Genomic DNA, 25,892 nt, shown 5'->3' with positions numbered 1-25,892 from the left:
ACGATGACCACCACCACCCCCGCACAGGACTCCCAGGAGCCGGCCGGCGTCCTCGGCCGGCCCCTCGACAGCCGGGAGGACCCCGGGCTGCTGCGCGGCGAAGCCACGTACGTCGCGGACATCGACCTGCCCGGCACCGTCCACATGGCCATCCTGGGCAGCCCGGTCGCCCACGCCAGGATCCTCTCCATCGACACCAAGGCCGCCGAGCAGCTCCCGGGCGTCCTGAAGGCGGCCACCGCCGCCGACTTCCCCGACGTGATGCCGCTGCCCTGCATCTGGATACCGGGCGGGGTCGAGAGCCACTTCCCGCCCCACCCCTACGGCCTGCCCGGCGCCCGTCCGGTGCTCACCGGCGACACCGTCCGCCACGTCGGCGACCCGATCGCCGTCGTCGTCGCCGAGACCCCGCGCCAGGCCGCCGCCGCGCTCGCCGCGATCTCCGTCGAGTACGAGCCGCTGCCCGTCGTCACCCGCGCCGACCACGCCCTCGCCGACGGCGCGCCCCAGCTCCACGAGGCCGTCCCCGGCAACCTGAACGCGTACTGGACCTGCGGGGACAAGGACCGCACCGACGCGGCCGTCGCCGCCGCCGAGGTCACCGTCGAGCTGGACCTGGTCAACCAGCGCACCATCAACAGCCCCATCGAGCCGCGCGGAGCCGTCGGCGTGTACGACCCGGCCACCGGCGAGTACACCCTCCACGCCTCCACCCAGGGCCCGCACAACCACCGCTTCCTGCTCTCCGCGCTGGTCCTCGGCATCCCCTTCAACAAGCTCCGGGTGATCGCCCCGACCGTCGGCGGCAGCTTCGGCACCAAGGGCTACCTCTACCCGGACATGGCGCTGGTCCTGCTGCTGTCCAAGGCCCTCGGCGGCCGCCCCGTCAAATGGGTCGACACCCGCACCGGCCTGATGAACTCCACCGTCCAGGGCCGCGACCACCGCCAGCACGTCACCCTCGCCGGCACCCGCGACGGCCGCATCACCGCCGTGCGCTGCACCAGCTACGCCAACCTCGGCGCCTACCCCTCCACCATCGGCCCCGGAGTCGCCACCGCCCTGATGGGACGCTCCATCAGCGGCATGTACGACATCCCCGCCGCCTTCTGCGAGGTGTACGCGGCCTTCACCAACACCGTCCCGCTCGGTGCCCAGCGCGGCAGCGGGCGCGCCGAGGCCGCCTTCCTGATGGAACGGCTCGTCGACCGCTACGCCGCCGAGATCGGCATGGACCCGGCGGAGGTCCGCCGCCGGAACCTGGTGCCCAAGGAGAAGTTCCCGTACGACAACGGCCTCGGCTGGACCTACGACTCCGGCGACTACCGGCTGAACCTCGACCGGGCCCTCGAACTCTCCGGCTACGCCGGCATGCCCGCCCGCAAGGCCGCCGCCCGCGCCCGCGGCAAGCGCCTCGGCGTCGGCATCGCCACCTACGTCGCCGTCTGCGGCGTCGGCCCCTCCACCCGGATGTCCAAGGAGGGCATGCTCGGCGGCACCTGGGAGAGCGCCAACATCCGCGTGCACCCCACCGGCGAGGTCACCGTCACCGTCGGCTCCGCCTCCACCGGCCAGAGCCACGGCACCGTCTTCGCCCAGGTCGCCGCCGACGAGCTCGGCATCGACCCCGGCCAGGTCCAGGTCCACGAGGGCGACACCCTCAAGGCCCCCTACGGACAGGGCACCTACGGCTCCCGTTCCTACAGCATGGCCGCCCCCGCCATCGCGCTCACCGCCCGCAAGATCAAGGCCAAACTGGTCCGGGCCGGAGCCGTCTTCCTCGGCGTCCCCGAGGACCGGGTCGTCTACGCGGACGGCGGGGTCCACGAGGTGGGCAACCCGGACAACGCCAAGACCTTCGCCGAACTGGCCATGGCCATGTGGTACGGCTGGGGACTGCCCCCCGAGATCGAGCCGGCCCTCGACGAGACCACCCACTTCGACCCGCCGGACTTCAACTACCCCTTCGGCACGCACATCGCCGTCGTCGAGGTCGACGAACTCACCGGCGAGACCGAGGTCGTCGACTACACCGCCGTCGACGACGCCGGAAACATCGGCAACCCGAAGGTGGTCGCCGGCCAGATCGAGGGCAGCATCGTGCACGGCCTCGGCCAGGCCCTGATGGAGGCCGCCGAGTACGACGAGAACGGCGTCCTCGTCAGCTCCGACCTGGAGAGCTACGCCCTGCCCCGCGCCGCCGACGCGCCCTTCTTCACCCTCGGCAGGACCGTCACCCCCTCCCCGCACAACCCGCTCGGCGCCAAGGGCGCCGGGGAGATCGCCACCGTGCCGCCCGCCGCCGCCGTCGTCAACGCCGTCGTCGACGCCCTGTCCAACCTGGGCGTACGGCACATCGACATGCCGCTCACCCCCGAGAAGGTCTGGCGCCGCCTGAGAGGGGAAGCCCCGTGATCCTCACCGAATTCGACTACGTCCGCCCCGCCGCCCTGGACGAGGCACTCGCCCTGCTCGCCGACCCCGCCGCCCGCGTACTGGCCGGCGGACAGAGCCTGCTGCCCGGCCTGCGCACCGGCGCGGAGCGGGCCCGGCTGCTGGTGGACGTCCGGCACCTGGCGGAGCTGCGCGGCGTCGGCCGGGCCGGCGGGTCCCTGCGCATCGGGGCCCTGACCACCCTCGCCGAACTCGCCGCGCACCCGCTGGTGCTCGCCGAGGCACCGGAGCTGGCCGCCGCGGCCCGCGCCAACGGCGACCCCCAGGTCCGCAACCTCGGCACCGCCGGCGGCAACCTGGCCGCCGCCGGACGCGCCACCGACCTGCCCGTGGCGGCCCTGGCCGCCGACGCCCGGGTGGAACTCGCCGGCCCCGCCGGGCGCACCACCGTCACCGCCGAGCGGTTCGCCGCCTCGGGCGTGCCCGCCGGATCGGTGGTCACCGCCCTGCTGGTGCCCGCCGCGGGCCCCGCTGCCGCCTTCGAGAAGGCCGCCGACCGGGCCACCCGCTACCCGCTGTGCGCCGCCGCCGTACGCGTCACCCCCGACGGGCCGCGGATCGCGGTCACCGGAGCCACCCCGCGCCCCCTGCGCCTGCGCGGGGTCGAGGACCGGCTGCGCGGGGGACCGTACACGACCGAGGCGGTGCTGGCGGCCTTCCGAGCCGAGCCCCGGGAGCTGTTCGTACCCGGGCGCGGCACCTCGGCCGAATACCTGGGCCACCTCGCGGGCGTGCTCACCGCCCGCGCGCTGGCCCGGGCGGCCCTGAACACCGCCTGACCGCCCCGGGCGGCCGGGAGGAGGGGAGTTGACCGCAGTGGCCGAACCGACCGAGACGAGGGACACGGGAGACACCGCGAGCGGGGGCACCGCCCGCACGGCGAGGGCCTCCGGCTTCCGGGTGGTGGGCGCGGTCCTCGTCCTGCTGATGCTGTCGTCCTCCGTGCCCTCCGCCCTCTACGTGCTCTACCAGCAGGAATGGGGGCTGTCCTCCGGAGACGTCACGGTGGTGTTCGCCGTGTACGCCGTCACCGTGCTCGCCGGGCTGCTGCTCTTCGGGTCCCTCTCGGACACCCTGGGCCGGCGACCGGTCCTGGCCGCCGCCCTGGTCCTGGCGATCGTCTCCATGGGCCTGTTCGCCGGGGCCGGCGGGCTCGGCCTGCTGCTCGCCGCCCGCGCCGTCCAGGGGCTGGCGGTGGGCCTGGCCACCGGGGCGATGGGCGCCGCCCTGCTGGAGCTCAGCCCGAGCAACCGGCCCGCGCTGGGCGCCCAGGTCAACAGCGCCGGCCCGACCGTCGGCATCGGCCTGGGCGGCCTCGGGGCGGGACTGCTCGTCCAGTACGCGCCCGCCCCCACCGTACTCAGCTACCTCCTGCTGGCCGGGGCCTTCGCCCTCGCGCTGGTCGGGGTCGGCCGGATGGCCGAGAGCGCGCCCGGGGCGGACGGGCGCCTGCGGGTGGTCCCGCACCGGATCCGGGTACCGGCCGCCGTGCGGCGGCGCTTCGCGGTGCTCGCGCTGACCGTGGTGGCCGTCTGGACCGTCGGCGGCTTCTACCTCTCGCTCGGACCGCACCTGGCCCTGTCCCTGTTCCGCAGCACCAACTACCTGCTGGGCGGGGCCACGGTGGCCCTGCTCGCCGGCGCCGCCACCGCCGCCCAGCTGCTGCTCGGCCGCACCGACGCACTGCGCACCGCCGTGCTCGGCCTGCTCGGGCTGCTCGCCGGGCTCGCCCTGGTGCTCCTCTCGCTGGGCACCGGCTCGGCGGCCGTGTTCCTCGTCGCCACCGCCGTGCTCGGCAGCGGCTGGGGGGCCGCCTTCCTCGGCTCCTTCCGCGCCCTCAGCGCACTCGCCGACCCCGCGCACCGGGGCGAACTCACCGCCGCCGTATACGTCTTCGCGTACCTCGCCATGAGCGTCCCGGCGGTCCTCGCCGGACTCCTGACCAACATCCACGGGTTGCAGCGCACCTCGGTCGGCTTCATGGCGGCCGTCGCCGGGGTGTGCGCGCTGGCCCTGCTGACGACCCTGCGGCTGGCCGCGCGCACCAGGGCCGAGGGGAGCACCGCATGAGCACCGCGGAACTGCGAACGGCGCTGCGCGGACTGGAGATCTTCGCGCAGCTCACCGAGGACCAGCTGGACTGGTTGGCCTCCGTCTCCGAGCCGCGCGTCCTCGCCGACGGGGAGGTCCTCTTCCGCGACGGCGAGGAGGCCACCGGATTCCACGTCCTGCTCTCCGGCGGACTGGTCGTCACCAAGGTCGTCGACGGCCGCGAGGAGGTCCTCACCCGGCACTCCACCGAGGAGGAGAGCGCGGCCGCCGAGGACCACGACGGCAAACCCTCCGCCGCCCACCGCTTCACCGGGGAACTGCCGCTGCTGACCGACGGATCGTACGTGGCCACCGCGTCCGCGAGCGGGCCCGCCACCACCGTCGTCGCCTATCCCAAGCCGGTGTTCTTCGAGATGCTGACCCGCTGCCACGGGGTCGCCGCCGTCCTGATCCCCGTACTGGCCTGGCGGATCAAGTCCTCCGAGGTCCAGGCCCGCAAACGGGCCACCGTCGAGGCCCTGGGCACCCTGGCCGCCGGCCTCGCGCACGAGCTGAACAACCCGGCCGCCGCGGTCGCCCGCGCCGCGCAGGAGCTGGCGCCCGCCCTGGACCGGCTCACCGCCACCGCCTGCGCGTGGGGCGCGGCCGCCACCGGCGCGGAACGCCCCGTGCTGGACCGGCTCGCCGAGGAGCTGGACAAGCTCCCGCCGCCGGACACCACCGACCCGCTCGCCCAGGCGGACGCCGAGGAGGAGATCGCCGACTGGGCGGAGGCGGCCGGCGCGGAGCGCCCCGGGCTGCTCGGCTCCGGCGCCGCCGACCTCGGGCTGGAGCTGGGCTGGCTGCTGGAGCGGCTGGAGGGCATCGGCGAGGCCACCCTGCCCGCCGCCCTCGACCACCTGGCGGCCCTGCTGGAGGCCCGCTCGCTGGCCGCCGAGCTGCGCGCGGCGGGGCCCCGGATCTCCCAGCTGGTCTCGGCCACCCGGGACTACGCCAACCTCGACCGCGCCCCCGAGCAGCGGTTCTCCGTGCCCGACGGCCTGGAGAACACCCTGATCGTGCTGCGTTCGAAGCTGCCGGGCATCACCATCGTGCGCGAGTACGAGGCGGGGCTGCCCGAACTGGACGGCTACCCCAGCGAGCTGAACCAGGTGTGGACCAACCTGGTCGACAACGCGGCCGAGGCCATGGAGGGCTCCGGAACCCTGACCCTGCGGGTGCGCGCCGAGGGGGCCTGCCTGGTCGTGGAGATCACGGACACCGGCCGCGGGATCCCCGCGGATTCCCTGCCGCGGATCTTCGAGCCCTTCTACACCACCAAGGACGTGGGCAAGGGGACGGGCCTCGGCCTGCACCTGAGCTACCGCATCGTGACCCAGCGCCACCGCGGGTCGATCACGGCCCGCTCAAGGCCGGGGGAGACCCGGATGGTCGTCCGGCTGCCGCTGAACGCGGCCGCCGCCTGCGCCGAACCGCCCGCCGGAGCCGAACCAACCTCCACACCCTGAAAGGGAGTCGAACATGGCCAAGTACGACATCGCCAGGCTGCACCCGGTCTTCGTCCGCCAGATGGACGCGCTGGCCGCCCTGGACATCGAGGCGGTGATGAAGAACTACACCGACGACGCCGTGCTGCTGCGCTTCGAGGGGGCGTCGGTGGGCATCGAGGCGGTTCGCGAGACGTTCACCGGCTATCTCACCCTGAAGCCCACGCTGGTCGAACTGCAGGAGTACGTCGAGACCGAGGACACCATCTTCTACCGGGCGATCATGAACCTGAACGGCGAGCCGGAGAACGCGTTCGGGACGCTCGTCGTCCGCGATGGCCGGATCTGGCGCCAGACGGCCGGCTTCGGCGGCTGACGGCCCTTTCCTGGGTAGCGTGTGCGGGGAGGGCGCGGACCACGCCCTCCCCGCACGTGTGAATGAATTTCACGAAGGGGAGGCCATGGAGCAGGAAACCAACCGGGTAGAGGCGTTCAGCGACGGCGTATTCGCCATCGTGATCACCATTCTGGTGCTGGAATTGAAGGTTCCGGAAGGGCAGGGGTCGGAGCTGTGGCACGGGCTCTGGGAGCAATGGCCGCACTACGCGGCCTATGTCGTGAGTTTCCTCATCATCGGTGTCATGTGGGTGAACCACCACACGATCTTCAGTCACCTCAAGCGGGTCGACAGGCCGCTGTTGTTCCTGAATCTCCTGGTGCTGATGGTGGTATCGGTGATTCCGTACACCACCAACGTGCTCGCCGAGCACCTCACCGACGGGGAATCGGCCAATGTGGCCGCAATCCTCTACAGCGCGTGGACCGTCGTGTACGCTCTCGCCTTCCTGGCCTTCTGGTGGTACGTCACCAAGGTCGGGCACCTCTTCCACGAAACCGTGGACAAAGACGGGGCCCGGGCCACCCGCGTCCGATTCGGGCTCGGCGCGGTCGCCTACCCCTTGACCGTCGTTCTGTCCTTCTTCTCGGCACCTCTCACTCTCGTCGCACACTTCCTGATCGCGCTCTACTACGCTGCGAACCAAATCCCGATCCCGCTCGTGGTAGAGGAAGAGCGGCTCGAATCTGCCAGCGACCTCAGGAAGTAGCCGCCCGGGCCTACGGCCGTTCTCCGCGGTCAAGTAGGGTCAAGGATCTAGTCTGGTCGCGGGGGAGGCCCAGATGGTTCGCGCAGTGCTGCCGGAGGATTCCACGAGGGAAATCTCCGAATTGATCGACGATTTGATCGCGCTTTTCTTCGAGTCCTTACCCCGGCGGGACCAGCGGAACTGGGCCCGCGTTTATCTGAACGGGCTCGTCCGCACCACCGGGAAGAAAACGATCCGAAACATCGCCGGAACAGGGGCGAGTTCCGTCGAGCAGAGCCTCCAGCAGTTCATCAGCAAATCACCCTGGGACTGGACCCCCGTACGCCGGTCCCTCGCCCAGCACCTCGAACGCACCGCCCAGCGCCCGCTGGCCTGGGTGGTGCAGCCCATGGTCATCGAGAAGGCCGGCGACCGCTCCGTGGGCGTCGGCCGGCAGTTCGTACCCCAGCTCGGCCGCACCGCCAACTGCCAGCAGGCCTCCGGGATCTGGCTCGCCTCCAGCGAGGCCGGCTTCCCCGTCGAATGGACCCTCACCCTCCCCGCCCCGTGGACCAGCGAACTGCTGCGCCGCAGGGCCGGGATCCCCGACACCGCACGGTCCCTCACCCCCGCACAGGACGCCGTGCACGCCGTACAGCGCATGGCGGCGACCTGGCAGCTGCAACGCCGCCCGGTCGTCATGGAGGTCTCCAACACCGACCTCCCGCAGACCATCGAGGCCTTCGCCCTCCAGGACATCCCCTTCGTCCTCAAGGTCGACGGCTCCCTGCCCGTCTCCTTCGGCGGCGCCGGCCGCCAGCGGCCCGGACCGTACACCGCGCCCGCCCGCGAACTGATCGACTCGCTGCGCTCCCAGCGGCGGGTCGTCGAATGGACCCGGCACGGCCGCACCGAGGGAGCGGTCACCCTGCTCACCTCGGCCGCCATACTCGCCACCCCCGGCGAGGAACGCCCCGCGCCCGCGCCGCCCGCCCCGCTGCTCCTGATGGGCGCCTGGACCGAGACCTCCCTGCTGCCCTCCGAGTTCTGGATCACCAACATCGGCGACCGGCCGCTCGCCCAGCTCTTCCTGCTGGCCAAACTCACCGACCGGGTCGCGCTGGACTTCACCGAGACCTGCGAACCCGTCGGCATCCGTGACTTCGAGGGCCGCTCCTTCCGCGGCTGGCACCACCACGCCACCCTCGCGAGCGTGGCCCACGCGGCCCGGCTCCTCGGCACCGGCGGGCGGACCCCCGACCCGGTGCCCCGCAGCGCCCCCGCCCGCTACCAGGGCCCCGGCGCCCCCCGGCCGCCGGCCGTCCTGCCGCCCCGGCCCCTGATCCCCGAACAGTCGGCGCGCCGCGCCTACATCCGCTGATGCTCGACATCACCGCCGGGCTGCGGGCCTGGTACGCCGAGCGCCGGGAGTTCGCCCTGGCCACCGTCGTCGCCGTCAGCGGCAGCGCGCCCCGAGGACCCGGGGCCTCGCTGGCGGTGGACGCCGGGGGCACCGCGCTCGGCTCCCTCTCCGGGGGCTGCGTGGAATCCGCCGTGCACGAGCTGTGCCTGGAGGCCATCGCCACCGGGACCGGCGGCGTCCACCGCTTCGGCCACAGCGACGACGACGCCTTCGCGGTGGGCCTGACCTGCGGCGGAACCCTGGAGGTGCTGGTCACCCCGGTACGCGGCCGGGACCCCGTGCGGCCCGTCATCGGGGCGGTGCTGGACGCCGCCGCCGGCGGGACCCGTGCCGCCCTGGCCCGGGTGGTCTCCGGGCCGCCCGGGCGGCTCGGGCGGGCCCTGGCCGTCCACGCCGACGGCTCCTGGCAGGGCGGCCTCGGCGGCGGCGCCGCCCTCGACCGGGCCGCCGCCGAGCGGGTCCGGGCCCTGCTGCTGGCCGGGCGGACCGGCACCGCCGAACTGGGCACCGCCGGCGGGCTCTGCGGCGACCCGCTCACCCTGCTGGTGGAATCCGCCGCCGACCGACCCCGGCTGATCGTCTACGGGGCCGTCGACTTCGCCGCCGCCCTGGCCCGGATCGGGGCCTTCCTCGGCCACCGGGTCACGGTCTGCGACGCCCGGGCCGTCTTCGCGACCCCGGACCGCTTCCCCGGCGCCGACGAGGTGGTCGTGGACTGGCCGCACCGGCACCTGGCCGCGGAGGCCGCCGCCGGGCGCCTGGACACCCGTACGGCCGTGTGCGTCCTGACCCACGACGCCAGGTTCGACGTACCCGTCCTCACCCGGGCGCTGCGGCTGCCGCTGGCGTACGTCGGCGCCATGGGCTCCCGCCGCACCCACGAGGACCGGACCGCCCGGCTGCGGGCCGAGGGGGTGACCGAGGCCGAGCTGGCCCGGCTCAGATCACCGATCGGCCTGGACCTGGGCGGCCGCACCCCCGAGGAGACGGCCCTGGCCATCGCCGCCGAGTTCACCGCCGCCCGCCACGGGGCCCCCGCGACCCCCCTGACCGGCGGCCGCGCCCCGATCCACCGCCCCGCACCGGCCGGCGCTACCCCGGCAGGCCCTTCACATGGTCGATGACCTTCCGGAACTCCGCGGTCGGGGAGAAGTCCACGTACTCGGTGTCCGCGAGCGCCACGGGGATGTGCCCCGGCCCCCAGTAGAAGGCGTCACCCGCCTCGTACTCCTCGTCCCCGTCGGCCGTGCGCATCCTGAGGCGGCCCTTGAGCAGGTACCCCCAGTGCGGGCACTGGCACATGTCACCCGGCAGACCCCTGACCGCCTCGGTCATGTCCGTCCCCTCGGGGAGCCGGAAGAACCCCACGCTGAGGTCACCCCCGATCTCCTCGACCCGGACCTCCAGACCGCCGCCCTCGATCTCGACGGGCGCCGATTCCCGCGTCGTCCTCGCCATCGCTCCTCCGTCCCGAAGGGTTCCGTCCCGAAAGGTGGATCCGTCCACCTCCCACTGTCCGCGCCACGCCGCGATCCCGCCCTCCGGGACCAAGGTCCCGTAGGAACAGACCATGCGGCCCGGAATGTCCTGGACGATCGGCCGGGGCGGCGTGAACGCCAGGTCGTGGGAGAATGAAGTACGTGCGTTTCCTCGGCTGGCTGCCCCGTCGAGGCCGTAGAAAGATCCTTCGATCGACTGGGATGTTCAGCACGTGCGTTTCCTCAATGACCTGAAGCCGCCGTACGACCTGACGTACGACGATGTGTTCATGGTGCCGAGCCGCTCCGCGGTCGGCTCCCGCCAGGGCGTGGACCTCTCTTCGCCCGACGGCACCGGCACCACCATTCCGCTCGTGGTGGCCAACATGACCGCCATCGCGGGCCGCCGCATGGCCGAGACCGTCGCCCGCCGCGGTGGAATCGTCGTCATCCCCCAGGACATCCCGATCGAGGTCGTCACCGACGTCATCTCCTGGGTCAAGACCCGCCACCTCGTGCTCGACACCCCGATCACGCTGGCGCCCACCCAGACCGTCGCCGACGCCCTGTCGCTGCTGCCCAAGCGCGCCCACGGCGCCGGAGTGGTCGTCGACGCGGACAACCGCCCGGTCGGCGTCGTCACCGACCACGACCTCACCGGCGTGGACCGCTTCACCCAGCTCTCCGAGGTCATGTCGAAGGAGCTCCTGCTCATCGACGCCGACATCGACCCCCGCGACGCCTTCAACCAGCTCGACGCGGGCCACCGCAAGCTGGCCCCGGCCGTGGACAAGGACGGCAGGCTCGTCGGCATCCTGACCCGCAAGGGCGCCCTGCGCGCGACCCTGTACACCCCCGCCACCGACGCCAACGGCAAGCTCCGCATCGCGGCCGCCGTCGGCATCAACGGCGACTTCGTCGGCAAGGCCAAGCAGCTCCTCGACGCCGGCGTGGACACCCTCGTCATCGACACGGCCCACGGCCACCAGGAGTCGATGATCAACGCGATCAAGGCCGTCCGCGCCCTGGACCCGAAGGTCCCGATCGTCGCAGGCAACATCGTCGCCGCCGAGGGCGTCAAGGACCTCATCGACGCCGGCGCCGACATCATCAAGGTCGGCGTGGGCCCCGGCGCCATGTGCACCACCCGCATGATGACCGGCGTGGGCCGCCCGCAGTTCTCCGCGGTGCTGGAGTGCGCCGCCGAGGCCAAGAAGTACGGCAAGCACGTCTGGGCCGACGGCGGCGTCCGCCACCCGCGCGACGTGGCCATGGCCCTCGCCGCCGGCGCCTCCAACGTCATGATCGGCTCCTGGTTCGCCGGTACGTACGAGTCCCCGGGCGACCTCCAGCAGTCGGCCGACGGCCGCCTGTACAAGGAGTCCTTCGGCATGGCCTCGGCGCGCGCCGTGCGCAACCGCACCTCGGAGGAGTCCGCCTACGACCGCGCCCGCAAGGCGCTGTTCGAGGAGGGCATCTCCACCTCGCGGATGTTCCTCGACCCGGCCCGCCCGGGCGTCGAGGACCTCATCGACTCGATCATCGCGGGCGTCCGCTCCTCCTGCACCTACGCCGGTGCCGGCTCGCTGGCCGAGTTCGAGGAGAAGGCCGTCGTCGGCATCCAGTCCGCCGCCGGCTACGCCGAGGGCAAGCCGCTGCACGCCAGCTGGAGCTGACCCGCCGTCCCCGTGGCCCCGGCCCCGCCCTCGCGGCGGGCCCGGGGCCACGGGCGTCCCCGGCGGCCTACGCCGGCGGCGCGCCCGGCCGGCCCGGGGCCGAACTGTGCACGCCCGCACGGTACTTGGGGATCCGCACGGTGACCTTCGTCCCCGCCCCGAGACCCGTCTCCACGACGATCCCGTACGCGTCCCCGTACACCTGACGCATCCGCTCGTCCACGTTCGGCAGCCCGATCCCCGACGCGGACCCGGCCCGCTCCCCGGCCAGGATCCGCCGCAGCCGCTCCGGATCCATCCCCACGCCGTTGTCCTCGATGGTCAGCACCGCCTCCGCGCCGGCGTCCCGCGCCGCGATCGTGATCCGGCACTCCTCCGTGGAGTCCTCCACCCCGTGCTTGACCGCGTTCTCCACCAGCGGCTGCAGGCAAAGGAACGGCAGCGCCACCGGCAGCACCTCCGGCGCCACCTGCAACGTCACCTTCAGCCGGTCCCCGAACCGGGCCCCGGCCAGCGCCAGGTACCGCTCGATCGACCGCAGCTCCTCCGCCAGCGTGGTGAACTCCCCGTGCCGGCGGAAGGAGTAGCGCGTGAAGTCCGCGAACTCCAGCAGCAGCTCCCGCGCCCGCTCCGGATCCGTCCGCACGAACGAGGCGATCGCCGCGAGGGAGTTGAAGATGAAGTGCGGGGAGATCTGCGCCCGCAGCGCCTTGATCTCCGCCTCCATCAGCCGCGTCCGCGCCCGGTCCAGCTCCGACAGCTCCAGCTGCACGGAGACCCACCGCGCAACCTCCGTCGCCGCCCGCACCAGCACCGCCGACTCCCGCGACCCGTACGCGACCAGCGCCCCCAGCACCCCGTCCTCACCGGTCAGCGGCGCGAACACCGCCCACCTCAGCGGGCACTCCGGCCGCTGGCACTCCGTCCGCAGGCTCTGGCTGCGCCCCGACTCCAGCATCACCGCCACCCGGGCCATCGCCCGCCTCTCGTGGTGGTCGGCACCCGGGCCGTCCCAGGCCAGCACCGCCTCCCGGTCCGTCAGACACAGCGCCTCCGTGCCGAGCAGCGACCGCAGCCGCCGCGCCGCCTTGCGGGCGGCGTCCTCGGTCAGGCCCGCCCGCAGCGGCGGAGCGGCCAGCGAAGCCGTGTGCAGCGTCAGGAAGGTGGCCCGCTCGACCGGCGTGCCCAGCTCCAGCCCCGCCGCCCGCTCCCCGCGCCGGGCCTGCCACCGCCCCCCGGCCCATCCCAGCCCCAGCAGCAGCACCGCCCCCGCCGCCGCCAGCACCCCGAGCGCGGCCCCGCTCACCAGGCGCCCCCCGCCGCCCGCTCCCCGGCCACGCCCTCGGGCAGGTGCAGCCGCGCCAGCGCCGCCGCCGTCCCCGCCGGGACCCGGGACCGGGTGGCCAGCGACACCAGCACCATCGTCAGGAACCCCAGCGGCACCGACCACACCGCCGGCCAGGCCAGCAGCGCGTGCGCCCACCCCCGCGGCGCCACCCCGCCCCGCGTCGCCAGCACCGCGCCCAGCGCCGCACCGCCGCCCGTGAGCAGCCCGGCCACCGCACCCGGCGGGGTCAGACCCCGCCACCAGATCCCCAGCACCAGCAGCGGGCAGAACGAGGACGCCGACACGGCGAAGGCCAGCCCGACCGCGTCCGCCACCGGCACCCGCGTGCCCACCGCCCCGCCCGCCAGCGGCACGGCCATCGCCACCACCACCGCCAGACGGAAGCTCCCCACCCCCCGCCGCGGCAGCACGTCCTGGTGCAGCACCCCCGCCACCGCCATCGTCAGCCCCGACGCCGTCGACAGGAACGCCGCGAACGCGCCCCCCGCCAGCAGCGCCCCCAGCAGCTCCCCGAGGACCCCGCCCAGCATCCGCTCCGGCAGCACCAGCACCGCCGCGTCCGCGTCCCCCGTCAGCGCCAGCTCGGGCGCGTAGATCCGGCCCAGCGCCCCGTACACCTGCGGCAGCAGGTAGAACACCCCGAGCAGCCCCAGCACCACCAGGGTGGTCCGCCGGGCGGCCCGGCCGTCGGGGCTGGTGTAGAAGCGCACCGCGACGTGCGGCAGCCCCATCGTGCCGAGGAAGGTGGCCAGGATCAGCCCGTACGTGGCGTACAGCCGGTGCTCGCGGTCGCCCGCCGACAGCGGCCTCGCCCAGCCGGGGGAGTCCGGCGCCGCGCCCGCCCGGGACGCGGTCTGCGGGACGACGGCCCCGCGGGCGAACTCCAGCCGGGTGTGCGCCCGTACCGTGTGCCGGCCGGCCGCCAGGGTCACCGGGGCGTCCGCGTGGTCCAGCCCGTCCACCCGCCCCGTCACCGTCACAGTGAGCGGCTCGTCCAGCGACAGCCGGACGTCCTGCCCGACGGTGACCGCGGTGTGCTCCCGGAAGACCGCCCGCGCGTCGAAGGACGCCCGCGGCGCCCCGTCCCCGGCCCACGCGGCCAGCAGGAAGAAGGCGGGCACCAGCAGGGCGCACAGCTTGAGCCAGTACTGGAAGGCCTGTACGAAGGTGATGCTGCGCATCCCGCCCGCCGCGACGGCCGCCGTCACCACGAAGGCGACGACCACGCCGCCCGCCCAGTGCGGGGCCCCCGTCAGCACGGTCAGCGTCAGCCCGGCCCCCTGGAGCTGCGGCAGCAGGTACAGCCAGCCGACCCCGAGCACGAACACCACCGCGATCCGCCGCACGGCCTGCGACTGGAGCCGGGCCTCCGCGAAGTCCGGCAGGGTGTACGCGCCCGAGCGCCGCAGCGGCGCCGCGACCAGCACCAGCAGCACCAGGTACCCGGCCGTGTAGCCGACGGGGTACCAGAGCATCTCCGGCCCCTGGAGCAGCACCAGCCCGGCGACGCCGAGGAAGGAGGCGGCGGAGAGGTACTCCCCGCTGATGGCCGCCGCGTTCAGCCGGGGGCCGACGGTCCGCGAAGCCACGTAGAAGTCGGAGGTGGTCCGGGATATCCGCAGCCCCAGCGCGCCGACCAGCACCGTCACCAGCACGACGGCGGTGACCGCGGTCAGCGCGTACGTCTGGTTCACCGGAGGGTCCTTCGACGGGGGAGGGGATCCTGGGAGTCTACGCAGCGCCTCCGGCGGGACGACAGGCCTGATCCGGCCCCTGGATCACACCGCCGGATCGCGGTGTTCCGCGCAGTCGCGCAGGGCGATCTCCAGCTCCACGTACGACTCCTCCGCGCGCCGGAACGCGAGCGTCAGGGCCGCCTCCGCACGCGGGGGCAGGACGCGGCGGGCGTCCTCCTGCGCCTCGAACAGCACGTCGGCCCAGCGGGCGGCCGCGCTCCGCAGCCGGGCCAGCAGCTGCTCGGCCTCGGCGGGCCCCGACGGGCGGGTGCGGGGCAGTCCGCTCAGCGCGTCCAACAGCGCCTGGATCTCGGACATGTCGCTCCTCCCGGGCCGGATAATCCACGATATGCGGGCGCGGCCCCGGCGACGGACCACGGAGGGCGGCCCTGCGGCCGACGGGCCCGGCGGATCGCCGTACGCCCTTCCCCGCGCGACGAACGGCGCGTTGGTACGCCGGGCGGTCGTACGCCGGTCCGCCCGCGGCCGGGTGGCGGCCCGTCAGCCGGTGGCCTGCCGCATCAGCAGGTCCCGCAGCTGGCGCGCGTGGCGGCGGCTCACCTGGAGCTCGGCCGCGCCCACGCGGACGCTGGTGGTGCCCGCGTCCAGCCGGAGTTCGTCGATCCGGGCCAGCGCCACCAGGTGCCGGCGGTGGATGCGGACGAAGCCGCGGGCCGCCCAGCGCTCCTCCAGCGTGGACAGCGGGATCCGCACGAGGTGGCTGCCCTCGTCGGTGTGCAGCCGGGCGTAGTCTCCCTGGGCCTCCACGTACGCGATGGCCGCGATGGCCACGAACCGGGTGACGCCGCCCAGTTCGACGGCGATCTGCTCCGGCGCCCGCTCCACGGCCGGCGCCGCGCCCGGCGTGCGGCGCGGCGCGGGGACGGCCGCCCGCTCCGGCTCCGGCCGCGGTTCCCGCACGGGCCGGGCCAGCAGTTCGCGGGCCCGCCGGACCGCCTCGGCCAGCCGTTCCGGCCGTACGGGCTTCAGTACGTAGTCCACCGCCTTCAGGTCGAAGGCCTGCACCGCGAAGCCCTCGTGCGCGGTGACGAACACGATCAGCGGCGGCCGGGCGAACCCGGCCAGCAGCCGGGCGATGTCCAGCCCCGTCAGCCCGGCCATCTGGATGTCCAGGAAGACCACGTCGATAGCGTCGGGCCCGTCCGGCCCGCTCTCCACCGCGCGGGTGATCCGGCGCAGGGCCTCCGTGGCGTCCGAGGCGCCCTCGGCGCTGCGCACGCGCGGGTCGGAGCGCAGCAGGTAGAGGAGTTCCTCCAGGAGCGGCTTCTCGTCGTCGACGGCCAGTACGCGCAGCATGGGGCCGAGTCTAGGGAAGGCGTCCGCCGCGGCAAACGGTGCGCGGCCCCCGCCGGGGGGAGGGGGCGGGGGCCGCGCGACTTGGGGTGGGGGTCACTGGGCGGTGATGAGCCCGCCGTCGGGGGCGACGGCGTACCAGGTGCCGCCGACGCCCTGGCCGTTGGTGTCGCCGGCCTTCTTGTCACCGGTGAAGGTGTAGACCGGCCAGCAGTTCACCGTCTGCTGCTTCTTGCCGTCGGGGCGGTCCAGGACCAGGTAGTTCTTCTCGATGATCCCCTTGGCGTTCGCCTTGTCCACCGGCGGCACCACCGGCCACTTGGCCAGGCAGTCGCCGGTGCACTTGGAGACCATGGGCCAGGCGGTGTCGGGCTTGAAGCGGTAGACCGTCATGCCGTTGCCGTCGACGATGTGGTCGCCCAGCTTGGGGTCCTTGGCCACCGTCAGCGCGCCCGAGGCCTGTCCGGCGCCGGCGGGGGCGGGGGAGGCCGCCGCCTTCGCGGCCTTCTTGCCGTCGGGGGCGAAGGCGAACCAGGTGCCGCCGACGCCCTGCCCGTTCAGGTCGCCCGCCTTGGTGTCCTTGGCGAAGCGGTACACGGGCCAGCCGGCCACCGTCAGCTGCTTGCCGCCGTCCTTGCGGACCACCTCGCCCAGCAGGGCGGGGTCCATGCCGGCGGCTGCCGTGACCTCGCCCGCCGCGACCACCGGCCAGGCCTTGGCGCAGTCCCCGTCGCAGTTGGAGGCCGGCGGCTTGGCGGTGTCCTTGTCGAAGCGGTACAGGGTGAAGCCGGCGCTGTCGGTGAGCACCGACCCGAGCTGGTCGGTGGCCGCGATCGCCAGCTGTCCGGCGGGCTTCGCGGCACCGGCCTGCTGTGCGGGCTGCTGCCCGTCGGCGTAGGGGTCGGCGGCGGGAGCCTGGGCGGACGCGGCCCCGGCCGGACCGGTCGCGCCGCCCTTGACGTTCGTCCCGCAGGCGGTCGCCGCCAGGGTGACGACGACCGCTACGGCGGCCAGGGTGGTTCCGCGCTTGATGCCCATGGTGTTCTCTCCCACTGTGTGTCCGCCGGGTCCGGCTCCGGTCCGCCGCGTCGTGCGCGGCCCGGGGACCCGGCTGCTTGTGGGGGACACGGCACCGCGGGGGCGCCCTGTTCAGCGGGAGCGGTATGGCCTGTCTCACTCACCCGCCGTCGAACCCGGCCCGCCTCAGGGCCGTGACCACAGCGAGGCCGAGGACCTGGTGTCCGGCGTCGTTGGGGTGCAGCCCGTCGGCGAGGTGTTCGGGTCCGAGCACGTCCCGGCCCGGCAGCAGGGCCAGCCGGCCGTCCCCGGCGGCGATCCGGTCCCGGACGGCCCGCTCCATCGCGTCCCGCAGCGCGCCCAGGGTGGCGCCCAGGCGGTTGGGGGTGCGCTCGGCGTCGGGGCGCAGCACGGGGGACAGGAGCAGCAGGGGGGTGCGGGGGTGGCCCTGGCGGACCAGGTCGAGGAACACGCGGGTGGTCTCGTACAGCAGCGGGGCCGTGAAGGGGACGCGGGACCAGCAGTTGGTGCCGAAGGCGAGGGTGAGGACGTCGGCGGGGAGCGCCGCGAGCTGCTCGGCGGTGGCGAGTTCGCCGCGCGCGGCGCCGGCGTAGCCGAGGTTGACGGTGTCGAAGCCCAGCGCGCGGCCGGCGACGGCGGGCCAGCCGTGGGCGGGCCGCGTGGACCACCAGCCCTCGGTGATGGAGTCGCCGTGCACCACCCAGCGGGGGGCCCCGGGGGCGGGGGCGAGGTCGCCGCCGATGCCGCGCAGCCCCAGGATCAGGGGGGACTGGCCCTCGGGCGGGTGCAGGGTGAACGGGCCCTGCCGCTGCTCCGGCAGGTCCAGGCGTACGACGGACTCCGCGGCGGGCTCGGTGAAGACCTCGGTGAGCAGCCCGTGCCGGTTCCACAGGGCGAAGCCGTGCGAGAGGTCGCGCAGCGCGTCGGTGGGGCCGGGCACGGCGGCCCGGTAGCGGATCTCCACCGCGTGCGCCGTGCGCGTGGTGAACTCCAGCCGCACCCCGATGGGGAGGGTGGCCCGCTCGCCGGTGTCCCAGGGCAGGCGCATGGTGTCGTCCGGGTCGGCGCGCACCGGGCGGCCCCGGTCCAGCCAGGCGACCCCGCGCAGGAAGGGCCCGGGGTCCTGCCAGCTGCCGTCGGGGCCCAGTGGTGGTCTCAATCCGGTCTCCGATCGTCGGGTACGGGAACGTCGCGCCGGCCCCTCACGTACGAGGCCGGCGGCGGGGCGGGAGGGCGGGGCGGGCGTGGTGTCGGCGGTCTCGGCGACCCGGCCCGGCGGTGCGTCGGCGGCGTCGCGCTCCTTCCCCCCGGCCCGAGCGGTGCGGCGGCCGCGGGGTCCACCCCCCCGGGCCACTGCGTTCACCCGTACCCCGCGCGGGCCCGGTTCGACCGTGGCGGACCGCACCACTGAGCGGCCAGGGTGGCGCGGCCGGGAACCCCCCGCGGCGGGGCCCTGTGCAGCGATCGATCATCCGTGCGCAACAAACGACCATGCCGGGCGGATCCGCGCAACGATCGTCCGCCAATGTGCAAGGATGGTGCATTACGGGCGGTATCACTCTGCTCGTAGGCTCACCCCCTGTACGTGGAGTGGCGCGGACCGCCTGCTCGGCGGTCCCCTCATGCCCAGACGGGCTCACTCCTGTCTGACAACTGCTCCGGACCGCTGCGGTCGACGCCCGAACCGTCCCCATCCGCAGTGTCAAAGGAGTCCCCCCGTGCTCGATCAGGGCCAGGCACCCACGCTCTCCCCGGAGACGCGCAAGCCCGTGAACCCGCTCATGCGGCGCAAGCCGGTCGAGCGGCTCGTCTCCGAGGGCGGCCAGGGCGAGGGCGGCACGCTGCGCCGCTCGCTCACCATGTGGCAGCTGACCATGATCAGCATCGGCGCCACCCTGGGCACCGGCATCTTCGTCGTCCTCGGCACCGCCGCCCCCAAGGCCGGCCCCGCCGTGACGATCTCCTTCGTCATCGCGGGCCTGACCGCCCTGTTCTCGGCCCTCTCCTACGCCGAGCTGGCCGGCTCCGTCCCGGTCTCCGGCTCCTCGTACTCGTACGCCTACGCCACCATGGGCGAGCTCATAGCCTGGATCTGCGGCTGGTGCCTGGTCCTGGAGTACGCCGTCTCCGTCGCGGCCGTCGCCGTCGGCTGGGGCCAGTACCTCAACGAGTTCCTCGACGGGACCATCGGCGTCACCATCCCCGAAGCGGTCTCCGCACCGCTGGGTGAGGGCGGCTTCATCAACCTGCCGGCCCTGGTCGTCGTCCTGCTCTCGATGGTCTTCCTGATGCGCGGCGCCAAGGAGAGCGCCACGGTCAACTCGATCATGGTCGCGGTGAAGATCGTCACCCTGCTGCTCTTCATCGGCATCGGCATCATGGGCATCAAGGCGGGCAACTACACCCCCCTCGCCCCGCTCGGCGTCACCGGCATCAGCGCCGCCGCCTCCACCCTCTTCTTCTCCTACATCGGCTTCGACGCCGCCTCCACCGCCGGTGAGGAAGCCAAGAACCCCAAGAAGGACCTGCCGCGGGCGATCATGCTCTCGCTGGCCATCGTCACCGTCCTCTACGTCCTCGTCGCCTTCGTCGCCGTCGGCGCCATGCCGTGGCAGGACTTCGAGGGCACCGAGGCCGCGCTCGCCCAGATCATGACCGACGTCACCGGCACCAGCGTCTGGGGCGTCGTCCTCGCCGGCGGTGCCATCGTCGCGATCTTCTCCGTCGTCTTCGCCGTCCTCTACGGCCAGACCCGCATCCTCTTCGCGATGTCCCGCGACGGCCTCGTCCCCAAGGTCTTCGCCAAGGTCGACGAGAAGACCGGCGCCCCCCGCGCCAACGTGGTGATCGTCTCCCTGTTCTGCGGCGTCCTCGCCGCCTTCATCCCGCTGGGCAAGCTCGCCGACGCCACCAGCATCGGCACCCTCTTCGCCTTCGGCCTGGTCAACGTCGCCGTCGTCATCCTGCGCCGGACCCGCCCCGACATGCCGCGCACCTTCAAGGTGGCGCTCTTCCCCGTCACCCCCATCCTGGGTGTCCTCGCCTGCGGCTACATGATGTTCAGCCTCGATATGGCCACGTGGATGGTCTTCGGTGGCTGGATGATCGTGGGCCTCGTGTTCTACTTCCTGTACGGCGTCCGCCGCTCCCGACTGGCCACCGAAGCTGAGGTGGCCACAGCAGAGAAGTGATCCACCCGCAGTGCGACTGAACGATCTCGACGAACGCATCGTGCACGCCCTCGCCGAGGATGCCCGCCGCTCCTACGCGGACATCGGCTCCGAGGTCGGGCTCTCGGCCCCCGCCGTCAAGCGGCGCGTGGACCGGCTGCGGGCCGAAGGTGCCATCACCGGCTTCACCGTCCGCGTCGACCCGGCCGCCATGGGCTGGGAGACCGAGGGCTTCATCGAGATCTACTGCCGCCACAACACCTCTCCGGACGACATCCGGCGGGGGCTGGAGCGGTACCCCGAGGTGGTGTCCGCGTCGACCGTCACCGGCGACGCGGACGCCCTCGTCCAGGTCTTCGCCTCCGACATGAGGCACTTCGAGCGCGTCCTGGAGCGCATCGCGGGCGAACCCTTCGTCGAACGGACCAAGTCCGTACTCGTCCTCAGCCCGCTCCTGCGCCGCTTCACCTCGGGAGCACCCGCGTAACGGGCACCCCCACGCCCCCGCCGGCCGTCCGGCGGGGGCGTCGGCGTACCCGGGGACGGGACGCGGGGCTGTCAGCGGCGCGTGCCACCATCGGGCGCATGAAGATCCAGATCCAGCCGCCGGCCGACCCGCACCTCTCGACCGCCTACACCGACTGGGCCCGCGCCCACGACCCCGGCTCCGCGCCGGCCGCCGTCGCGCTGCTCGACGAGGCCCTCGGCACGATCCACCTGGCCTACGAGAAGCCCGGCCGCTACGTGGACGGCCTGGAGCGGCGCGTCCGGGACCTGGACCCCGCCCACCTGCCCTGGTTCTGGGACACCATCGGCCACAAGCTCATCGCCTGGCACCTGCGCTCCGCCGCCCGCGCCTACACCCTGGCCCGCAAGGCCGAACGCGGCCACCGCCTCCCCGTCGACCCCGACTGGCACCGGGCCAACGTCCTGCTCTTCGCCCGCGCCGGAGCCCTCCCCGCCACCGAACTCAGCGGCCACCAGGCCTGGCTGGCCGAGGCCCTGGAGCCCGCCGCCGCCCACGAGGAGTACGTACGCGTCCTGCGCGCCTGGGCCGCCTCGCCCGGCGAACTCCCCGCCGACCTGGCCCGCCGCGTCCGCCTCTCCGCGCGCGCCGCGGGCCTCGACACCGCCGAGGAGGCCCGCGTCCTCGGCCTCGTCCTCGGCGCCGCGAAGGGCAAGGAGGTCCCCGACCGGCTGTTCGACGCCGCCGCCAAGCCGCTCACCGCCCACCCCCCGGCGCAGGAGACCGCGGCCCTGCTCCTCGAGCTCTTCCCCGAGAGCCGCACCGACGCCTCCTCCTGGCTGCGCCTGCTCCTCGGCTGCGGCGTCGCCGAAGCCGCCGCGGCCGGGCGCATCGCCCCCCAGGGCGGCCTCACCGAATGGTTCTCCCGCTACGCCGGCCGCTACGCCCACGGCCGCTGCGGCAGCGGCCTCATGCGCCAGCCCATGCCCGCCGAACTCTTCGAGCTCCTCACCCTCTTCGCCCCCCGGCTGCGCGCCGCCCAGAGCCCGCTGCGCCTGCACGAGGACCGCCACACCCACCGGGGACTGGACGCCGACCTCCTCGACGCCTGCCTGTCCGAGGGCATCGCCGTCCAGGACCCCGGCCCCGCCGTCGGCCTGGTGTTCTGGGACGCCCGCTCCCGCCGCGACCTGAAGGCCCTGGCCGCCGACCCGGTCTTCGGCCCCCGCCTGGAGGGCACCGTCCACGCCCGCCTGCGCGGCTCCGGCACCGCCATCACCCGCCTCCCGCACAACGCGGGCATCACCGCCGAGGTCCACGGCCGGATCGAGGGCCTGCTCGCCGCCCTGCGCGGCGGCGGCCTGGCCGCGGCCGACGAGGCCGTCGACGAGCTCGCCACCCTCCTCGACCGGCCCACCGCCCGCGCCCTCGACGGCATCGACGAAGCCCTCGCCGCACCGGACCTCACCGGCCCGCTCGCCCGCGCCCTGCGCGCAGGCCTCCCCGAGGAGTACGGCTGGCCCGCCCTGGAAGAGGCCGTCGCCACCCTCGGCGGCCCCGACGCGGTCACCGGAGTCACCTGCACCTGGCCCCTGCTGACCGTCTACGGCCCCGACCGCGCCGTCACCGTCGACCACGCCGGCCCCCGCGCCTCCTGCACCTTCCGGCTCCCCGGGGAAGCCACCGCGCACACCGTGCACCACGTCGGCGGCGCCTTCCTGGTCGCCTACGGCACCACCCCCAAGGCCTCCTCCGGCGACCGGGCGTTCTGGGCCGACCGCCCGGAGGACGTCTTCGAGCCCGAGCAGCAGCTCGGCCTGCGCGGCTACGGCGGCAGCAGGGACCTCGGCTACCACTTCCAGACCCCCGACGGTGGCGGCCGCCACGAGGGAGGCTCCGTCCTGCGCCCCGGCGGCCGCGAGGGCATCGGCTCCTACGACGCCCAGATGAGCGACGGCCGCCGCTACTGGAGCTCCGGCGGCGTCGGCCCGCGGACCGGACAGGTCCTGACCCGCGTCCACCCGGAGACCGGCGAGGTGCTCCCCGACACCACGCCCCCGGAGTTCCACACCGCCGCCGCACTGCCGCCCGGCACGCAGCGCTTCTCCGCCTCCTGCCAGTCCCTCGCCGCCCTCCCCGAGGGCGCCCCCGCGTCCCCGCTCGGCCAGGACGGCCGGCTCGTCGGCTTCCGCGTCCTCAACCACACCCCCTACGCCGGCCCCTCGCCCACCTCGTTCGTCCTGGAGGGCATCGACGGCCGCCGCGCCTCCTACCGCAGCCGCCGCCTGGGCCGCAGGCCCTGGGGCGTGGTCCGGATGCCCCAGGGTGGCGAGGACGGGGTGCTCACCGGCCAGGCGTCCATCCGCTGCCACGCCGCCGAGGACAACTCCCTCCTGTGGCAGGTGCCCGGCTTCCCCGGCTCCGACGAGCGCCACACCCCCGGCTTCGGCGAAGCCGCGGGCCCCGTACCGCCGCCCGCCTACTGGCACTTCCTCACCCCGCGCTGCGAGGCCTCCTCCACGACCCTGCGCACCCTCGACGACACCGCCGTACGCGCCCTCCTCGACGCCGCCCTCGCCGGCGACCCCGCCCCCGCCCTGCCCGGCGGCCTCGAACCGCGCATCGCCGCCGGAGCCGACCGGGCCGCCCGGCTCGCCGCCGACGTGCTGCGCCGGCTGCGCTCGCTCGCCCGCCGCACCGCCCTGATGCGGGCCGCACCGGTCGTCACCCTGCGCACCGAGGTGCCCGACTCCGTGCTCGCCCCCGCCCTCCACCCGCTGCTGTCGCTCCGCCGCCGTTACTACAACGACCCCGAGCCCACCCGGCAGCCCGCCATGCTCACCGCCGTCGCCGCCGACGGGCGCCACCTGCGCGGCGAGATCGGCGACGAGGCGCGCGTGCTGGCCCGGCCCGCCGACCCCGAGCCCTGGGAGCCGCTGCTCGGCCGGATCGGCGCCGTCGCCTGGCGGGCCGCCGCCGCGACCACCCCCGAGGAGGAGCGGACGGCCCTGGCCGCGCTGCTGGACACCTGGAGCGGGCAGCCCTTCGCCGAAGCCGGCGGCACCTGGCGCACCGGCCGGGCGGCGGAGGAGGCCCTCGCCGCCCTCCGCGCCGCCGGGCACACCCTGGCCTCCGGGGCCGTCCGCGGCGGCCGGGCCTGGTTCCTCCAGCGGGCCGCCGACCCCGCCCCCGAAGGCGCCGAGGACTGCCGGACCACCACCGTCGAGGACGCGGACTCCGTACGCCTGCCCCGGCTGCTGGAGCTGCTGGCCGAGCGGGGCCCGCTGCCCGCGGAACCCGCCGCCCGCGAGGCCTTCGCCCGGCTGACCGGGGTCCGGGAGACCGTCGCGGCCCTGGTCCTCGCCGGGTTCCCGGCCCGCGAGGACCACGGCGAGCACCTCAAGCTGCTGGCCGCCGCGCCGTTCAGGGCCAACAAGTCCCTCGCCGAGGAGTACGGGGGGCTCTCCCGGAAACTCGGCGACGCGGGCCGCTGCGCCGTCCTCGCCGCCGGCCTGCCGCAGGACGTGGCCGAGCTGTGGCAGCCGGGCGGGACCGTCCGGGCCGCCGAGCGGATGGCGGCCGTGTGGACCGGCCTGCTGGGCTCCGAGGAGCCCGTGGACGAGGAGCTGGCCGCCGCACTGGAGGCCGACCTGGGCCTGCCCCTGCCCTGGGCCCGGGCCCTGCCCGCCGGGCGGACCCCCGAGGGGACGCCCTCCGGGGCGGAGGGCCTCGTACTCGTCGGCAACCGCAGGGGCGGGATCGACCTCCACCACGCCGCTCCCGACGGCACCGCCGGCAGCTGGATCCACGGGGAACCCGCCCACCACACCGCCGCCTCCGTGATCGCCTGGGCCCTCACGGAACGGCCCGTCGGCGACGCCGGGGCCCGGGGCGCCCTGGCCCTGTACGGGCGGCTGCGGGACCGGTTCGACGGCCCGGGCGCGCTCGTCCCCCTGAGCGGCTTCTTCGGTGAGCTGGCCGGCATCGCGCAGGACGACCCGGCGTTCACCCCGTACGAGGGGCCCGTACTGCCCTGCCCCGAGCCGCTGTGGGAGGGCGCCGCCGGCCCCTCCACGGCCCTCGACGACGGGGTCTTCGTGGTGGCCGTGCCCAGCGGGGACGCCTTCCTGCGGATCGCCGCCCTCGCCGACCCGCGGCGGCTGGCGCGGGCCGAGCGGATCGCCGCCGGCGTCCGGGGCGGCTACCTGCTGACCGTCGTGCGCGGGCACCGGGACCTCTTCGACGGCCTCGCCCGGCTGGCCGCCCGCGCCGCGGACACGCCGGTGCCCGAGGGCGGCTACGAGGCGAACCCGGCGCTGAGCGCCCCCGAGCTGGTCGCCGAGGCCGCCGGTGTCCTGGGGGTCGGCGCGGACGCCGCCGCCCTGTACCTCCAGCTGCTGGCCCTGGTCCGCCCGACGGACCGCGCCGTCCGCCGCTGGAACGGCTGGACGGCGGCCCGGCACAAGGCCGCCCAGGCGGAGCTGGCGGCCACCGGCGCCGTGGAGAGCGGCAAGCGGGCCCGCGCGGGACGCAGCCTGTTCACCCCGGGGCCGTGGACGGAGCTCAAGGCCCCGCACCTGCCGGTGGAACACACCAAACTGGCCCCGCACCTGGCAGCCGCCTCGGGCACGACCCTCCACCCGCCGCTGCTGCGCCTGCTCGCACCACTGCCCCCGCACGAGCTCTTCGCCCGCGCCTGGGCAGAGCGGCAGCGGTAGTCACACGGACAGCGGGCGGGCCGTACGGCCGGTGAGCGCGCGGCGCTCCTCCTCCGTTAGCCCGCCCCAGACACCGAAGGGCTCACGGGTGCGCAGGGCGTGCTCCAGGCAAGCCGCGCGGACCGGGCAGCGGGCGCAGACCTCCTTCGCCGCCCGGTCCCGGTCGTCGCGTTCCTCCCCTCGCTCACCGGCGGGGTGGAAGAACCTGCCGGGTCCGAGCGCGCGGCAGGCGGCCCGCGACTGCCACTGCCAGTGGTGGAGGGCGGCGCCGGGCAGGTGTGAGAGGTCGGTCATGTCGGCTCCTTCCAGTGGCCTCGCCCCGCGTGTGACCGCTGGGAGCCCACTGAAACCGCCCGCCGGGAAAACGGGAGCGCGGAGGCGGTCCGGACGACCGCTGATCTGCCCGCGTGTTCATCGCCACGGCCGTCTTCCCGCCGCCCGCGCTCC

20 protein-coding genes are annotated in these 25,892 nt (G+C 74.5%); 12 read left to right on the top strand and 8 right to left on the bottom strand.

What is annotated here, in order from left to right; genetic code table 11:
- Nucleotides 1–3: 3 nt before the first annotated feature.
- The 8 genes from D1J60_RS06655 to D1J60_RS06620 all read left to right on the top strand — a co-directional run bounded on the left by D1J60_RS06655 (nt 4) and on the right by D1J60_RS06620 (nt 9,625).
- Nucleotides 4–2,415: a xanthine dehydrogenase family protein molybdopterin-binding subunit gene (locus D1J60_RS06655; RefSeq protein ID WP_125820492.1), complete on the top strand. Its 2,412-nt coding sequence runs from the start codon at nt 4–6 to the stop codon at nt 2,413–2,415.
- Nucleotides 2,412–3,233 carry an FAD binding domain-containing protein gene (locus D1J60_RS37175; protein WP_164720855.1) on the top strand — a complete coding sequence of 274 codons (822 nt, stop codon included), beginning with the start codon at nt 2,412–2,414 and terminating at the stop codon, nt 3,231–3,233. The genes D1J60_RS06655 and D1J60_RS37175 overlap by 4 nt, the downstream gene beginning before the upstream one ends.
- Before the next feature lie 37 nt (nt 3,234–3,270).
- Nucleotides 3,271–4,524: an MFS transporter gene (locus D1J60_RS06645; protein WP_241253534.1), complete on the top strand. Its 1,254-nt coding sequence runs from the start codon at nt 3,271–3,273 to the stop codon at nt 4,522–4,524.
- Nucleotides 4,521–6,014: an ATP-binding protein gene (locus D1J60_RS06640; RefSeq protein WP_125600754.1), complete on the top strand. Its 1,494-nt coding sequence runs from the start codon at nt 4,521–4,523 to the stop codon at nt 6,012–6,014. The genes D1J60_RS06645 and D1J60_RS06640 overlap by 4 nt, the downstream gene beginning before the upstream one ends.
- 13 nt (nt 6,015–6,027) lie before the next feature.
- Nucleotides 6,028–6,369 (top strand): nuclear transport factor 2 family protein, encoded by a 342-nt coding sequence (locus D1J60_RS06635; RefSeq protein ID WP_125600751.1) that lies wholly within the window; start codon nt 6,028–6,030, stop codon nt 6,367–6,369.
- Nucleotides 6,370–6,454: 85 nt separating this feature from the next.
- Nucleotides 6,455–7,099, top strand: a complete 645-nt coding sequence (locus tag D1J60_RS06630; RefSeq protein WP_125600748.1) for a TMEM175 family protein — start codon at nt 6,455–6,457, stop codon at nt 7,097–7,099.
- A 121-nt stretch (nt 7,100–7,220) separates the two neighbouring features.
- On the top strand, nt 7,221–8,459 hold the full coding sequence (locus tag D1J60_RS06625) for a transposase (protein WP_164720854.1): 1,239 nt from the start codon (nt 7,221–7,223) through the stop codon (nt 8,457–8,459).
- Entirely contained in the window at nt 8,459–9,625 is a 1,167-nt protein-coding gene (locus D1J60_RS06620; protein ID WP_125820488.1) for an XdhC/CoxI family protein, read from the top strand. Before D1J60_RS06625 ends, D1J60_RS06620 begins: the two co-directional genes overlap by 1 nt.
- Here the strand turns inward: D1J60_RS06620 and D1J60_RS06615 are convergent.
- On the bottom strand, nt 9,594–9,959 hold the full coding sequence (locus tag D1J60_RS06615) for a hypothetical protein (RefSeq protein WP_164720853.1): 366 nt from the start codon (nt 9,957–9,959) through the stop codon (nt 9,594–9,596). The genes D1J60_RS06620 and D1J60_RS06615 overlap by 32 nt on opposite strands.
- 253 nt (nt 9,960–10,212) lie before the next feature.
- On the opposite strand from D1J60_RS06615, the gene D1J60_RS06610 reads away from it, so the two are divergent.
- Nucleotides 10,213–11,655, top strand: coding sequence for a GuaB1 family IMP dehydrogenase-related protein (locus D1J60_RS06610; RefSeq protein WP_185899798.1), 1,443 nt, complete (start codon nt 10,213–10,215; stop codon nt 11,653–11,655).
- Between the two features lie 67 nt (nt 11,656–11,722).
- On the opposite strand, the gene D1J60_RS06605 is transcribed toward D1J60_RS06610, so the two are convergent.
- The 6 genes from D1J60_RS06605 to D1J60_RS06580 all read right to left on the bottom strand — a co-directional run bounded on the left by D1J60_RS06605 (nt 11,723) and on the right by D1J60_RS06580 (nt 18,250).
- Nucleotides 11,723–12,961 (bottom strand): histidine kinase, encoded by a 1,239-nt coding sequence (locus D1J60_RS06605; protein ID WP_125820487.1) that lies wholly within the window; start codon nt 12,959–12,961, stop codon nt 11,723–11,725.
- Complete coding sequence (locus D1J60_RS06600; RefSeq protein ID WP_125820486.1) at nt 12,958–14,697, bottom strand: cation acetate symporter; 1,740 nt, start codon at nt 14,695–14,697, stop codon at nt 12,958–12,960. The genes D1J60_RS06605 and D1J60_RS06600 overlap by 4 nt, the downstream gene beginning before the upstream one ends.
- 84 nt (nt 14,698–14,781) lie before the next feature.
- Nucleotides 14,782–15,057 carry a hypothetical protein gene (locus D1J60_RS06595; RefSeq protein ID WP_125605385.1) on the bottom strand — a complete coding sequence of 92 codons (276 nt, stop codon included), beginning with the start codon at nt 15,055–15,057 and terminating at the stop codon, nt 14,782–14,784.
- Nucleotides 15,058–15,240: 183 nt separating this feature from the next.
- Nucleotides 15,241–16,056, bottom strand: a complete 816-nt coding sequence (locus D1J60_RS06590; protein ID WP_125820485.1) for a LytTR family DNA-binding domain-containing protein — start codon at nt 16,054–16,056, stop codon at nt 15,241–15,243.
- A 93-nt stretch (nt 16,057–16,149) separates the two neighbouring features.
- Nucleotides 16,150–17,091 carry an SCO0930 family lipoprotein gene (locus D1J60_RS06585; RefSeq protein WP_125820484.1) on the bottom strand — a complete coding sequence of 314 codons (942 nt, stop codon included), beginning with the start codon at nt 17,089–17,091 and terminating at the stop codon, nt 16,150–16,152.
- Nucleotides 17,092–17,230: 139 nt separating this feature from the next.
- A complete protein-coding gene (locus tag D1J60_RS06580) occupies nt 17,231–18,250 on the bottom strand; it encodes a GDSL-type esterase/lipase family protein (protein WP_206436491.1) in 1,020 nt (339 codons plus the stop codon).
- 559 nt (nt 18,251–18,809) lie between these two features.
- On the opposite strand from D1J60_RS06580, the gene D1J60_RS06575 reads away from it, so the two are divergent.
- The 3 genes from D1J60_RS06575 (at nt 18,810) to D1J60_RS37170 (ending at nt 25,445) form a co-directional block, all read left to right on the top strand.
- Nucleotides 18,810–20,282, top strand: coding sequence for an amino acid permease (locus D1J60_RS06575; protein WP_125820483.1), 1,473 nt, complete (start codon nt 18,810–18,812; stop codon nt 20,280–20,282).
- A gap of 10 nt (nt 20,283–20,292) precedes the next feature.
- On the top strand, nt 20,293–20,748 hold the full coding sequence (locus tag D1J60_RS06570) for an Lrp/AsnC family transcriptional regulator (protein WP_007262967.1): 456 nt from the start codon (nt 20,293–20,295) through the stop codon (nt 20,746–20,748).
- Between the two features lie 98 nt (nt 20,749–20,846).
- Nucleotides 20,847–25,445, top strand: coding sequence for a hypothetical protein (locus D1J60_RS37170; protein WP_164720852.1), 4,599 nt, complete (start codon nt 20,847–20,849; stop codon nt 25,443–25,445).
- Here D1J60_RS37170 and D1J60_RS06560 read toward each other — a convergent pair whose 3' ends face one another.
- On the bottom strand, nt 25,446–25,739 hold the full coding sequence (locus D1J60_RS06560) for a WhiB family transcriptional regulator (protein WP_125820482.1): 294 nt from the start codon (nt 25,737–25,739) through the stop codon (nt 25,446–25,448). It lies immediately after the preceding gene.
- Between the last annotated feature and the right edge of the window lie 153 nt (nt 25,740–25,892).

Origin of the sequence: Streptomyces sp. W1SF4 (assembly GCF_003950035.1) — a bacterium.
Lineage (GTDB): Bacteria > Actinomycetota > Actinomycetes > Streptomycetales > Streptomycetaceae > Streptomyces > Streptomyces racemochromogenes.
This window is presented reverse-complemented; position numbering and strand designations above follow the sequence as displayed.

Excerpts from the sequence above, each read along its gene's own strand:
- D1J60_RS06585 (WP_125820484.1), bottom strand. The coding sequence starts at position 17,091 with ATGGGCATCAAGCGCGGAACCACCCTGGCCGCCGTAGCGGTCGTCGTC.
- D1J60_RS06620 (WP_125820488.1), top strand. The coding sequence starts at position 8,459 with ATGCTCGACATCACCGCCGGGCTGCGGGCCTGGTACGCCGAGCGCCGG.
- D1J60_RS06655 (WP_125820492.1), top strand. The coding sequence starts at position 4 with ATGACCACCACCACCCCCGCACAGGACTCCCAGGAGCCGGCCGGCGTC.
- D1J60_RS06595 (WP_125605385.1), bottom strand. The coding sequence starts at position 15,057 with ATGTCCGAGATCCAGGCGCTGTTGGACGCGCTGAGCGGACTGCCCCGC.
- D1J60_RS06630 (WP_125600748.1), top strand. The coding sequence starts at position 6,455 with ATGGAGCAGGAAACCAACCGGGTAGAGGCGTTCAGCGACGGCGTATTC.
- D1J60_RS06560 (WP_125820482.1), bottom strand. The coding sequence starts at position 25,739 with ATGACCGACCTCTCACACCTGCCCGGCGCCGCCCTCCACCACTGGCAG.
- D1J60_RS06590 (WP_125820485.1), bottom strand. The coding sequence starts at position 16,056 with ATGCTGCGCGTACTGGCCGTCGACGACGAGAAGCCGCTCCTGGAGGAA.
- D1J60_RS06615 (WP_164720853.1), bottom strand. The coding sequence starts at position 9,959 with ATGGCGAGGACGACGCGGGAATCGGCGCCCGTCGAGATCGAGGGCGGC.
- D1J60_RS06635 (WP_125600751.1), top strand. The coding sequence starts at position 6,028 with ATGGCCAAGTACGACATCGCCAGGCTGCACCCGGTCTTCGTCCGCCAG.
- D1J60_RS06640 (WP_125600754.1), top strand. The coding sequence starts at position 4,521 with ATGAGCACCGCGGAACTGCGAACGGCGCTGCGCGGACTGGAGATCTTC.
- D1J60_RS37170 (WP_164720852.1), top strand. The coding sequence starts at position 20,847 with ATGAAGATCCAGATCCAGCCGCCGGCCGACCCGCACCTCTCGACCGCC.